Annotated in this window: 10 protein-coding genes; 1 reads left to right on the top strand and 9 read right to left on the bottom strand. The window is 33.1% G+C overall.

What is annotated here, in order from left to right:
* Positions 1 to 68 precede the first annotated feature (68 nt).
* The 5 genes from uvrA to FLACHUCJ7_RS23155 all read right to left on the bottom strand — a co-directional run bounded on the left by uvrA (position 69) and on the right by FLACHUCJ7_RS23155 (position 8,174).
* Positions 69 to 2,900 (bottom strand): excinuclease ABC subunit UvrA, encoded by a 2,832-nt coding sequence (gene uvrA / locus FLACHUCJ7_RS23175; RefSeq protein ID WP_180910698.1) that lies wholly within the window; start codon positions 2,898 to 2,900, stop codon positions 69 to 71.
* 101 nt (positions 2,901 to 3,001) lie between these two features.
* On the bottom strand, positions 3,002 to 3,955 hold the full coding sequence (locus tag FLACHUCJ7_RS23170; protein ID WP_180910697.1) for a Fic family protein: 954 nt from the start codon (positions 3,953 to 3,955) through the stop codon (positions 3,002 to 3,004).
* Positions 3,956 to 4,016: 61 nt separating this feature from the next.
* Complete coding sequence (locus FLACHUCJ7_RS23165) at positions 4,017 to 5,801, bottom strand: chloride channel protein (protein WP_078229421.1); 1,785 nt, start codon at positions 5,799 to 5,801, stop codon at positions 4,017 to 4,019.
* An 85-nt stretch (positions 5,802 to 5,886) separates the two neighbouring features.
* Positions 5,887 to 7,569 carry a gamma-glutamyltransferase gene (ggt, locus tag FLACHUCJ7_RS23160; RefSeq protein WP_180910696.1) on the bottom strand — a complete coding sequence of 561 codons (1,683 nt, stop codon included), beginning with the start codon at positions 7,567 to 7,569 and terminating at the stop codon, positions 5,887 to 5,889.
* Between the two features lie 20 nt (positions 7,570 to 7,589).
* Entirely contained in the window at positions 7,590 to 8,174 is a 585-nt protein-coding gene (locus FLACHUCJ7_RS23155; RefSeq protein ID WP_180910695.1) for an acyl carrier protein phosphodiesterase, read from the bottom strand.
* Positions 8,175 to 8,379: 205 nt separating this feature from the next.
* Here FLACHUCJ7_RS23155 and glmM point away from each other — a divergent pair, with 205 nt between their 5' ends.
* Positions 8,380 to 9,768 carry a phosphoglucosamine mutase gene (gene glmM / locus FLACHUCJ7_RS23150; RefSeq protein WP_078229418.1) on the top strand — a complete coding sequence of 463 codons (1,389 nt, stop codon included), beginning with the start codon at positions 8,380 to 8,382 and terminating at the stop codon, positions 9,766 to 9,768.
* 81 nt (positions 9,769 to 9,849) lie between these two features.
* Here the strand turns inward: glmM and FLACHUCJ7_RS23145 are convergent, their stop codons facing one another.
* From FLACHUCJ7_RS23145 to FLACHUCJ7_RS23130, 4 genes are read right to left on the bottom strand one after another with little or no spacing between them, the layout of a single operon-like run.
* The gene (locus FLACHUCJ7_RS23145) at positions 9,850 to 10,629 is read right to left on the bottom strand and encodes a superoxide dismutase (RefSeq protein WP_180910694.1); all 780 of its coding nucleotides are present in this window, start codon (positions 10,627 to 10,629) and stop codon (positions 9,850 to 9,852) included.
* A gap of 7 nt (positions 10,630 to 10,636) precedes the next feature.
* Positions 10,637 to 10,906 carry an acyl-CoA-binding protein gene (locus tag FLACHUCJ7_RS23140; RefSeq protein WP_031457264.1) on the bottom strand — a complete coding sequence of 90 codons (270 nt, stop codon included), beginning with the start codon at positions 10,904 to 10,906 and terminating at the stop codon, positions 10,637 to 10,639.
* Positions 10,907 to 11,560 (bottom strand): phosphatidylserine decarboxylase family protein, encoded by a 654-nt coding sequence (locus FLACHUCJ7_RS23135; protein WP_180910693.1) that lies wholly within the window; start codon positions 11,558 to 11,560, stop codon positions 10,907 to 10,909.
* Positions 11,550 to 12,428: a phosphatidate cytidylyltransferase gene (locus FLACHUCJ7_RS23130; protein WP_180910692.1), complete on the bottom strand. Its 879-nt coding sequence runs from the start codon at positions 12,426 to 12,428 to the stop codon at positions 11,550 to 11,552. Before FLACHUCJ7_RS23130 ends, FLACHUCJ7_RS23135 begins: the two co-directional genes overlap by 11 nt.

The following is a 12,428-nucleotide window of genomic DNA, read 5'->3' as shown; positions in this document are numbered from 1 at the left end:
TAATAATTAGTATAAAAAAAACAGTAGCGAAATCATATTTGCTACTGTTTTTTTTATTTGAATAGATTTTAAACCAACTCTTTTTTCAAAAACTTAGCCGTATAGCTTTTTTTGTTCTGAGCGACTTCTTCAGGAGTTCCTTTTGCAACCAATTGTCCGCCGCCTTTTCCGCCTTCAGGACCAATATCGATAATATAATCAGCTAGTTTGATGACATCCATGTTATGTTCGATTACCAGAATTGTATTTCCTTTGTCAACGAGTTTATTAATCACATCCATTAAAACACGAATATCTTCAAAGTGCAATCCAGTTGTAGGTTCGTCTAAGATATAAAACGTGTTTCCAGTATCTTTTTTAGACAATTCTCCGGCTAGTTTAATACGTTGTGCTTCACCACCAGAAAGTGTTGTACTTTGCTGACCAAGTGTAATATAACCTAAGCCAACATCCTGAATCGTTTTCACCTTGCGATAAATCTTCGGAATGTTTTCAAAAAACGGAACTGCTTCGTCAACCGTCATATTTAATACATCCGAAATTGATTTTCCTTTGTACCGAATCTCTAAAGTTTCTCTGTTAAAACGTTTTCCCTGACAAGTTTCGCATTCTACATATACATCCGGTAGAAAGTTCATTTCGATGGTTCGTACGCCTGAGCCTTCACAGGTTTCACAGCGCCCACCTTTTACATTGAAACTAAAACGTCCGGCTTTATAACCACGAATCATACTTTCTGAAGTCATTGTAAACAGATTTCTGATTTCGGTAAAAACTTCAGTATAAGTCGCCGGATTTGAACGCGGTGTTCTTCCAATTGGACTTTGGTCAATATCAATTACTTTGTCGATATATTCTAATCCTTCTATTTTTTTATAAGGTTGTGGTTTTTTTACACCGTTAAAGTAATAAGCATTTAGAATCGGGTAGAGGGTTTCGTTAATTAAAGTCGATTTACCACTTCCCGAAACTCCGGTTACACAAATTAATTGACCTAAAGGTATTTCTATAGAAACATTTTTAAGATTATTTCCGGTTGCTCCGGTTAGTTTTAAAAACTTTCCATTTCCTTTTCTTCGTTCTTTAGGAATCTCAAGTTTCATCGTACCGTTCAAATATTGAGCAGTAATAGTATTCGATTTCAAAGTTTCAGCAGGTGTACCAATACTGATAATTTCTCCTCCGTATTTTCCTGCTTTCGGACCAATATCAATTACATAATCGGCGGTTTCGATCATGTCTTTATCGTGTTCTACCACAATTACCGAATTACCGATATCACGTAATTGCTCCAGTGATTTAATCAACTTTTCATTATCTCTTTGGTGTAAACCAATACTTGGCTCATCCAAAATATACAAAACACCAACCAATTGCGAACCAATTTGTGTTGCCAGACGAATGCGTTGTGCTTCTCCGCCAGAAAGTGATTTTGAGCTTCGGCTTAAAGCCAGATAATTCAAACCTACATTCATCAAAAAATTCAAACGGTCTTTGATTTCTTTTACCACTTCAGATGCAATCAAAAGCTGTTTGTCTGATAAATGAATATTTAAATCCTGAAACCAGGCCGTTAAATCAGATATGTCCATATCACACAATTCAGTGATATTTTTTCCATTTACTCTAAAAAACTGAGCCTCTTTTTTTAATCGTGAACCATCACAAACAGGGCAGTTTACTTCGTCCATGAAATCTTTTGCCCAGCGTTTTATCGTTGTAGAGGCACTTTCGTCATATTGATTTTTGATGAAATGAGAAATTCCTTCAAAATCAATTTTATAATCGCGAGTAACACCCAAATCTTTTGAGTTTACAATGAATTTATCTTTTCCGCCATGCAAAATCATAGTCATGGCTTCTTCCGGAATTTTTTCGATTGGATCAGTTATTTTAAAACTGAACTTCTCACCAATAACTTCTAATTGTTTAAAAATCCAGGACGATTTATATTCACCAAGTGGAGCAAAACCGCCACTTTTAATTGATAATTTCGGATTAGGGATAATCTTTTTAATATTGATTTCATGAACTGTTCCTAATCCGTTACAATGCGGGCAAGCACCTTTAGGCGAGTTAAATGAAAATAAATTCGGTTCAGGATTTTGATAAGATATTCCTGTTGAAGGACACATCAAATTCCTGCTGAAATAACGTACTTCATTAGAGTCCTGATCCAAAATCATCAATACATTTTCACCGTGATGCATGGCTGTATTGATACTTTCAGATAAACGCTTTTGATTATCCTCAGTATTTTCAATCAACATTCTGTCAACTACAATTTCAATATCGTGGGTTTTATAACGATCTAGTTTCATTCCGGATACCAAATCCTGAATTTCACCATTTACACGAACTTTTAGAAAGCCTTGTTTAGTGATTTGCTGGAATAACTCGGCATAATGTCCTTTTCTGGCACGAATGATTGGGGCGAGAATATTAATACGTTTTCCGCTAAAATCCTGCATAATCAAATCCTTAATTTGTTCATCAGAATAAGAAACCATTTTTTCGCCTGTGTTGTAACTGTAAGCATCAGCACCTCGCGCATATAAAAGTCTAAGAAAATCATATATTTCAGTAATAGTTCCAACAGTCGAACGCGGACTTTTACTGGTTGTTTTTTGTTCTATAGCAATAACTGGTGAAAGCCCATCAATTTTATCTACATCAGGGCGCTCTAAACCACCAAGGAATTGTCTGGCATACGCCGAAAAAGTTTCTACATAACGACGTTGTCCTTCGGCATAAATAGTATCAAATGCCAAAGATGATTTTCCCGAACCAGAAAGCCCTGTAATTACTACAAGTTTTTCTCTGGGAATTGAAATGTCTATATTTTTTAGATTATGAACTCTTGCACCAAGAACTTCAATAGTATTGTCTTTATCTAGCATAAATTTGAGCAAAACGCAAAGTTACCACTTTGATTTGTTCTTTTGTAGCTAGAGTATAGAAGTTTATGTTAAAAATTGTAACAAAAAAACGCCAGTTTTAGCTAGCGTTTTCTTTTTCTGGCAGACATATATTCTTCAATAGCTTCTTTGGTTGTATACCAATTTCTACCTTCTTTATAAGCATCTATTTTTCCGGTTCGGGCTAATAAACTAACATATTCCTGGCCGTAAGGAGTTTCTGGTTCACTTACAATATCAGAGATTTTTTGATAATCATAATCACTGCCGGGCATTGCACTCAAATAAATATTCAAAGTTCGTTCTAAAGCCTGACACATCAAAAGCGTTAATTTTTGATAATTACCATTATTAGCTTGATTGAGAGCTTCATAATATTTTTTTCTGTCATTTTTAAGAATAATGGCTGGAGGGAAACCACAACGCATTAATAACAAATTCATACTCAAACGAACAGTTCGGCCATTTCCATCAAAGAAAGGATGAATCCAAACTAATTTATGATGGTAAATTGTAGCCAGTTCAATATCGTTTAAGTTTAATGGATTTGTATTGATAAAATCAATTAATTCATCCAGATAATCTGAAACTTTATTAGCATTTGGAGGCATAAAATTAGCACCTGAAATTCGAACACCTCCATTACGTAATCGTCCTGCGAAATCATCTTCAATAGAGCGCAAAACTAATCCGTGAATGGAAAGAATATCGATGCTTCGAAGTTTGTAACTGTCATCTACAATCGAATATAAATAGTCAATTGCTTTATCATGATTATGAGTTTCAAAATGTTCCCGAAGCGATTTACCTTTTATAGTGATTCCTTCCTGAATTACCATTTGGGTTTGCCTTAAACTCATTGTATTTCCTTCTATGCTATTCGAATTGTAAGTCCATTCTAAGGATAAGCTTTCACGAATCTTATTTAAGGCAATATTTGGCAGTGGCCTGCTATTTTGCAAATCCAGCCTTTTTTGATACAATCGATCAAATGTTGATTGAAATTCAGTTCTATATGTTAAGTCTATATTCCACATTACACAACAAATGTACTTCTTAATATCGGATAAAAAAAAATATAAGCATATCCGATACTACTTACTCAATTGTCATAGACCGAAGTTTTGTTCTATATGCCTCAAGTGCTATAGATTTAGAAATAAAGCCGTAGTATTTATTATTTCGTATTACGGGAAGAAATGCGGATTTGGATTTTTCAAATTTGCTCATTACAATTTCCATACTGTCAAACGAATAAATGATAGCAAAAGGTGTTTTCATTACATCTTTTATTTGAGTGTATTTTACCCTGTAAGAGTTAAATATAATCTCTCGGATATCATTAAAATGTACAATACCAAGGAGATCTTTTTCATTATTTACAACAGCAAAAACAACCTGATTGGAATGTGAGATAAGATCAACCAGCTTACTTAAGTTATCATCAGGGTGAACGGTTAAATAATCGCACTGAATTATCGTTTCAATATCTAAAGTTGAAAGGATATTAGAGTCTTTATTACTTGTAAAAGCGTGACCTTTTTTGGCAAGATTTTTTACATCAAGGGAATATCTTTCAAAACGTTTCGAAATCGCGAAACTTATAGATGAGACAATCATTAGTGGAATCATTAAACTGTAACCACCTGTTATTTCTGCAATTAAAAAAATTGCTGTCAGAGGAGCATGAAACAGTCCACTCAAAATACCTGCCATTCCAACCATGGTAAAATTAGTAATAGGCAGTTTTGATAAACCAATAAGAGTAATAAATTTTGAAAAGAAATAACCTAAATATGAACCTAAAAACAAAGACGGTGCAAAATTTCCTCCATTCCCGCCACTTCCAATTGTAAGACCCGAAGCAAATACTTTGATCATCATCGTGCATCCTACAAAAAGAAGCAAAATCCATTGGTTGTTTCTAAAATCTCCAAACAAAGTATTGTCTAATAGTTTACCCGGATCAGTTTCTGATAAAGTCCTGATACTTTCGTAACCTTCTCCAAAAAGGGTAGGGAAAACAAAAATCAGTAATGCCAAAAGCGATGAGCCAAATAAAGCCTTTTTATAAGGATTCATTTTTAATTTTGAAAAATAATGTTCGACTCTTTGAAAATTTCTTGCGTAATAAACCGCCATAAACCCAGTCAATACGCCTAAAAGCACATAAAAAGGAATATTATGATAATTAAAAACTTCTTGTTTTTTAAAAGATAATAAGATGGTTTCATCTAATACAATTGCAGAAACCAAAGCACCTGTAGCCGCAGAAATCATAATAGGAGTGAAGGCAGAAATACTTACATCAACCAGTAAAACTTCAATAGCAAAAAGAACACCGGCAATAGGAGCGTTAAAAGCTGCTGAAATTCCTGCTGCTACGCCACAGCCAATAAGTAAAGTTCTGTCTTTATAAGGTAATTTATAGTTTTGTGCGAAATTCGATCCAAACGCTGCTCCTGTAATTACAATTGGACTTTCAAGACCGGCAGAACCTCCTAAACCAACAGTTAATGAGCTCGTAACGATTTGAGCATACATTTGTTTCTTAGGAATGATACTCGCTTTTTTAGCAACAGCATATAATATTTGAGAAGTTCCTTTTTCAATGCTTCCGTTTAATATTCTATTTACAACGAACACGGTTAGTACAATACCAATAATTGGCAAAATACTGGTTATAAAACTCCATTTTAAAATTCCGGTGATATAATTGGCAAAAGAAAAAACACTATGGGCAAAAGTTTTTAAAACGATTACTGCCAATGAACAAGATATGCCTATTAAAACGCTTGATAAAAAAATAAACTGCTTTGGTGTCATTAAAGATTGCGCCAAAGCAATAATGCTTTCTAGTCTTCTGAAATATTTTTTTAGCATTTGGGTTTGAAAAAATTAGGGGGATATTGCAAATTTAGCCTTTAACATTCAAATTTGTATAATTTTTACTAAAAATCTATTCAATTTAAAAACCAACCGCTGTATCGTCTCCACGAAAATCTGCTCCTGCTTCCAAACTTTTGTTTGGCAGGACCAAAATAGCGTCAACTTTACCAATTACAGGAGTTGTTTTTTCGCTGATTAAATATCCTTTTGCCTTAAGTGTGTCAATGGTGCTATTATCAAAAGTATTGGGCTCAAAAGTAACGAGATCGGGTAACCATTGATGGTGAAAACGAGGTGCATTTACAGCATCCTGCATACTAAATTTATATTCGTAGACATTTAGAATAGTTTGCAAAACAGATGTTATTATTGTTGAACCGCCGGGAGTTCCTACTACCATAAAAAGTTTTCCGTCTTTTTCTACAATTGTTGGTGTCATCGAACTTAACATACGTTTTTGTGGTGCAATACTATTAGCTTCGTTTCCAATTAATCCAAACATATTTGGAGATCCCGGTTTGGCACTAAAATCATCCATTTCATTGTTTAAAAAGAAACCTAACTCATCACAATAATATTTGGATCCATAACCATCATTTATGGTTGTGGTCGCCGCAATTGCATTTCCAAATTTATCTACAATAGAATAATGTGTAGTTTCGGTACTTTCATTATACGTTACATTTCCTTCTTTTATTTCTGAGGATAAACTGGCTTTGTCGACATTAAAAGTTGACATTCTATCTTTTAAATAATCTTCAGAAAGTAATGCTTTTACAGGAATTTTTACAAAATCCGGATCACCTAAAAACTGGCTTCTGTCTGCGTAAGCTCTTCTTTCAGCCTCAACAATTACCTGAATAGCTTCTGCCGAATTATGTCCCATTTTTGCTAAATCATAAGGAGTAATCATCTTCATGATTTGTGCCAGACAGATTCCGCCGCTGCTTGGCGGAGACATGGATGTGATTTTTAAATCTTTATAAGTAAATTGAAGTGGTTTTCTCCATTTAGCTTCATATTTTTCTAAATCTTCAAGCGTAATGATTCCGCCATTTTTCTGAAGATAATCAACTAAAATTTTTGCTGTTTCTCCTTTGTAAAATTCATTTCTTCCGTTCTTTGCAATTCGTTTTAAAGTATTGGCGAGAGCAGGATATTTAATAGTGTCTTTTTCTTTAAAATTAGCAGCTAAAAGTGTGGTTTCGCCATTTACTTTTACAATGGCATCGCGATAATCGTTCAGGTTTTTTTCTTGTTTTTGAGTTACTACAACTCCTCTTTCGGCTAAAGCAATAACAGGTTTTAAAATTTCAGACATTCGCATTGAACCGTATTTTTTATGAACAGCAAAAACTCCGGCTACTGTTCCGGGAATACCAATTGACAAAGCAGTTTCGGTACTTTTTCCTTTTATGACATTTCCATCTTTATCTAAAAACATATCTTTTGAAGCTGCCAAAGGGGTTTTTTCGCGATAATCTAACGATCCAACTTCGCCATTCGCTTTTCGGTATACCATGAAACCTCCACCACCAATATTGCCTGCAAACGGAAAAGACACTGCTAGAGCTAATTCAGTTCCAACCATTGCATCAAAAGCATTTCCGCCTTTTTTCATAATTTCAACGCCTATTTTTGAGGCTTCTTCTCTTGCCGAAACCACCATAGCTTTTGAAGCGACTAATCCAGTTTGATTAACGTTTTCTTGTGCAAAACTAATAGAGAAAATGAAATAGCATAAAAATGTAATTTTTTTCATAAAGTAAAAATTTTTGATTTTTATAACGAAAGTAATTTTTGTTTGGCCTGATTTTGAATGTCCTCAAAGAAAGTAGTGAATTCTTTTTCAAATTCAGTGTAAAATTCGTTTAGTTCTTCGCTTGCAAACTGCATTTTTGATAAATTTTTTGATCGCCGGTCCATTTGAGTTAAAATCTGGTGAATTCCTTCGACTGTTCTGTAACTTAAAAGCCAATTTCTTTCAATCATATAGGGCATTAAACCCTTTGTCTTTTCAGTAAGAATAGAATAATTATCATGTAATGAATTATAAAAACGATTGATAAAATCTTCTAGTTTTTCATCGGAATATTTTGACCAGTTTTTAGCTAAAAAATGATCGTAAACAATATCCACAATTACACCAGCATAATGATGGTATTTTTCGTGTAATCGTTTAGTACTTTGCCTGAAAACATGGTGAGAATCAGTGTGTGTGTCTATAAAACGATGTAAAATAATTCCTTTTTGTACATCATCGGGAAAATGCTCAAATTGTTTTCCGCGTATACCATCAGCCATAAAATTACCAATTTTGATTAGATCATTTTCACCTGAAAGATATATATGTGCAAGGAAGTTCATCGTTTGAAGGTATTAAGATTCTGGTGCTGTAACATGCTAAAAATTGCTATTGTAAATGTATTAAAAACTTTTTAAAACATTTTTGTTAAAAAAGCTAGCTGTTTATCTATACTATTTAACGATTATTTTAAAATCTTAGTGTTTGAACATATCAGTAACTCAGCAACTTTTTTATATTTGTAATAAATAACTATAACTCAAAAAAATGACTTTAATAAAATCGATTTCAGGAATAAGAGGAACAATCGGTGGAAAGGTAGGAGATAACCTTACTCCTGTGGATGCTGTGAAATTTGCATCGGCTTATGGAACCTTTCTGAAAAATAATAGTCCAAAAGAAAAATTAACGGTGGTAATTGGTCGTGATGCCAGAATTTCCGGTCCAATGATTCATAATCTGGTGGTAAATACATTGATAGGATTAGGAATTGATGTAATTGATCTTGGACTTTCTACAACGCCAACTGTAGAAATTGCTGTGCCATTAGAAAAGGCTGATGGTGGAATTATCCTAACAGCTTCTCATAACCCAAAACAATGGAACGCATTGAAATTATTAAATGAAAAAGGAGAGTTTTTAAGTGGTGCTGAAGGTGCAAAAATCCTTGAAATTGCAGATGCTGAAGCTTTCGATTTTTCTGATGTGGATAGTTTAGGTGAAATTACAATAAATGATGCTTACATGGATATTCATATTGATGAAGTACTGAATTTGCCATTGGTGGATGTTGAAGTTGTTAAAGCTGCTAAATTTAAAGTTGTTGTTGATGGGGTAAATTCCTCCGGAGGAATCATTATTCCAAAACTATTAGAATTAATGGGGGTTGAAGTCGTAAAATTATATTGCGAACCAAACGGACATTTCCCTCATAATCCGGAACCATTAAAAGAACATTTGACCGATATCTCTGAATTAGTTGTAAAAGAAAATGCTCATTTAGGAATTGTAGTAGACCCCGACGTTGATCGATTAGCTTTTATTAGTGAAGACGGGGAAATGTTTGGAGAAGAATATACTTTAGTAGCTTGTGCAGATTATGTTTTAAGTAAAACTCCTGGAAATACGGTTTCAAATATGTCATCCTCTCGTGCGTTAAGAGATGTAACCGTTGGGCATAATGGAAATTATGAAGCTAGTGCAGTAGGTGAGGTGAATGTTGTAGAATTGATGAAGAAAAATAATGCTATTATTGGCGGAGAAGGAAATGGTGGAATTATTTATCCGGAATCACATTATGGAAGAGACAGTTTGGTTGGAGTAGCTTTATTTTTAACACATTTGGCAAATAAAAATATGTCAGTTTCTGCATTGCGTGCTTCATATCCGGAATATTATATGAGCAAAAATAAAATTGAACTGACACCACAAATTGATGTCGATGCAATTTTAGTAGCTATGACTGATAAATATAAAAACGAGGATATTTCAACGATTGACGGTGTGAAAATTGATTTCGCAACAGAATGGGTTCATTTAAGAAAATCAAATACAGAACCTATTATTCGTATATATACAGAAGCCCCTTCTCAGGAAAAAGCAGATGTTTTAGCACTTCGAATTATAGATGAAATAAAAGCAATTGCTGGTATTTAAAAATTAATATTACTTGTATAAAACAAAAAAGTTTGATGAGATAATCATCAAACTTTTTTTTTATTTTAAAATTGAATTTTTTTAATATTTTTTAACCTTGCTCAGAGCGGTTTTGTAATTTTCGTTTACTTTTTCCCAATTGATTAATTTGTAAAAAGCATCGATATAACTTCCTTTTCTGTTCTGATAATCCAGATAATACGCATGTTCCCATAAGTCTATCCCTAAAATTGGGGTTCCTGGTATCAACGCATTCCTCATTAAAGGGTTATCCTGGTTTTCAGTAGTTGTAATTTGTAATTTTCCGGCCTTATCAACAACCAGCCAAACCCATCCTGAACCGAATTGTTTAGTAGCCTCATGTTTAAATTGAGTTGTAAGGTTGTTAAAAGATCCAAATTCTTTATTAATTGAACCTGCCAAAGTATCTTTGGGAGTTTGCTCTTTCGGTGTTAAAATATCAAAATAAAGAGTATGATTGTAATAACCGCCTGCATTTTGACGAAGTTTTGCATTGTTCATATCCATTTTTTTCAGAATATCTTCAATGGAAGCATTTTCAAATTCGGTAGAGGCAATTTCTTTATTTAAATTATTGGTATACGTTAAATAATGTTTGGAATAATGAGTTTCTAAAGTTAATGATCGTATAGCAGGGGCCAAGGCATCATAGCCAAAAGGTAATTTTGTCAAAGCAAAAGAACCTTCATCAGCTTTTACATCTGCAGGGGTTCCAATTGTAATTTTTTCTTCCTTTGTTGGTAAAGGAACTTCAACAACTTCGGTTAGCTTATTGTCATTACAGGAAAATAACATCAGTAATGAAGCTGTGAAAGTAAAACAGATTATGTTTTTCTTCATAATTTAATTATTTTGATGTTAGCGAATTGATTATGTCAATATAATTCTCTTTTGCTTCTTCAATTGAAATATGACTAATTTGCATCCATGCATTTGTTTTGAATGCATCTCGCAAATCAAAATTTTCAGTTTGATTGTAAATAGCAGTTCCAAATGTAGCCTGTTTATAAAAGGCATATAGTCTTAACTGCACATCTTGAGGCAGGGAGGCTTGAGTCATTTTCATAGCGATTTCTACAGCCTCAGAAAAACGGGTATCTAAATCTTTTTTAGTCATTTAAGCTTTTGTAGCTATAATAGTTTTACCTCCAATAGCTTTCTGGTTCAATACTACGTTAATTGGTGTGCCTAAAGGTAAAAATAAATCTACTCTTGAACCAAATTTAATAAAGCCTGCATCAGTTCCCTGTATAACCTGAGTTCCTTCCTTAGCATAATTTACAATTCTGCGTGCCAATGCACCGGCAATTTGTCGGTAAAGTATTTGTCCAAATGTGTCGTTTTCAATTACAACAGTGGTTCTTTCGTTCTCTTCGCTTGCTTTTGGATGCCAGGCAACTAAAAACTTTCCAGGATGATACTTACTGAATTTTATGATACCGTCCATTGCATAACGTGTTACATGCACATTTATAGGAGACATAAATATAGAAACCTGTAAACGCTTATCTTTAAAAAACTCACCTTCATAAACTTCTTCAATAACCACAACTTTTCCATCTACAGGAGCAAGAATGTGATTGCTGTTTTTGATTGCAATTCTTTTTGGGTTTCTAAAAAATTGTAAGATAATAATCAAAACTATCACACCAGCAATTTGTACAAGCATTCTTAGCCATGTAATATCAATGAATTTGTCAGCAATTAAAAGTACGGCAACTGCGAAAACAGTACCTAATAAAATGGATGGGCCTCCTTCTTTATGAAACATAATATAAAATTTGATAAAATAAAAATATAACTGGTGCTACAAATATAACACTATCTAATCGATCTAAAACACCTCCATGACCAGGCATTATTGCTCCACTGTCTTTTACGCCTGCAATTCTTTTAAATTTTGATTCAATCAAATCTCCTGTTGTACCAAAGATACTCACAATTAAGGCAATAATCATCCAGATTAAAATAGATTTATTACTGAATTCTGGATTGGGCTGAATATAAAATTTTGAAATTAAAAAACCTGCAAAAGATGCAAAAAGAGTTCCTCCAAGAAATCCTTCTATGGTCTTTTTAGGAGAAATACGTTCAAAAAGTTTGTGTTTCCCAATAGATTTTCCAACTAAATAGGCAAATGTATCATTGGTCCAGATTAGAATAAATAAACCTATAATAATTTTGGGGTTATAATCATTAGCACCAAAAGAAATTTTAACGATGAATACAAAAGGAAGCGTAATATATCCCAACAAGTATAAATATTTTGAAGAAATACTTATTTTTTGTACACTATCATAAAATAAAAATAAAATGCATTTAATTGATATAACAATAGTTACAGCAAGAAGTATTAAATCTAATTGCTGAATATTGGTATTTAAATTTAATGTGTCATTAAAAAATGCAGTAGTCTCTTTGTTATAATGACTAACCAATATAATAACTGTGTATAATAAAATTCCAAAAATAATTGAAAACACTTTACCAAGGTTAACTAAATTGCAAAATTCGTAAATAGCAATAATTAAAAAAATGCCAAAAAGAATAATAAAGCTTTCGGTAGAAAACAGAATAGAAGTTAGTAATAAAGCGATATAAACAGCACCAGAAATGGTTCTCTTGAGTGTTTCATTCAT

This window comes from Flavobacterium salmonis (assembly GCF_903819435.1).
Taxonomy (GTDB): domain Bacteria; phylum Bacteroidota; class Bacteroidia; order Flavobacteriales; family Flavobacteriaceae; genus Flavobacterium; species Flavobacterium chungangense.
This window is presented reverse-complemented; position numbering and strand designations above follow the sequence as displayed.

What these genes read in the sequence shown, in the direction of transcription:
- FLACHUCJ7_RS23140 (WP_031457264.1), bottom strand. Translation starts at nt 10,906, where the DNA reads ATGACTAAAAAAGATTTAGATACCCGTTTTTCTGAGGCTGTAGAAATC.
- FLACHUCJ7_RS23170 (WP_180910697.1), bottom strand. Translation starts at nt 3,955, where the DNA reads ATGTGGAATATAGACTTAACATATAGAACTGAATTTCAATCAACATTT.
- FLACHUCJ7_RS23165 (WP_078229421.1), bottom strand. Translation starts at nt 5,801, where the DNA reads ATGCTAAAAAAATATTTCAGAAGACTAGAAAGCATTATTGCTTTGGCG.
- uvrA (WP_180910698.1), bottom strand. Translation starts at nt 2,900, where the DNA reads ATGCTAGATAAAGACAATACTATTGAAGTTCTTGGTGCAAGAGTTCAT.
- FLACHUCJ7_RS23145 (WP_180910694.1), bottom strand. Translation starts at nt 10,629, where the DNA reads ATGAAGAAAAACATAATCTGTTTTACTTTCACAGCTTCATTACTGATG.
- FLACHUCJ7_RS23155 (WP_180910695.1), bottom strand. Translation starts at nt 8,174, where the DNA reads ATGAACTTCCTTGCACATATATATCTTTCAGGTGAAAATGATCTAATC.
- glmM (WP_078229418.1), top strand. Translation starts at nt 8,380, where the DNA reads ATGACTTTAATAAAATCGATTTCAGGAATAAGAGGAACAATCGGTGGA.
- FLACHUCJ7_RS23130 (WP_180910692.1), bottom strand. Translation starts at nt 12,428, where the DNA reads ATGAATGAAACACTCAAGAGAACCATTTCTGGTGCTGTTTATATCGCT.
- ggt (WP_180910696.1), bottom strand. Translation starts at nt 7,569, where the DNA reads ATGAAAAAAATTACATTTTTATGCTATTTCATTTTCTCTATTAGTTTT.
- FLACHUCJ7_RS23135 (WP_180910693.1), bottom strand. Translation starts at nt 11,560, where the DNA reads ATGTTTCATAAAGAAGGAGGCCCATCCATTTTATTAGGTACTGTTTTC.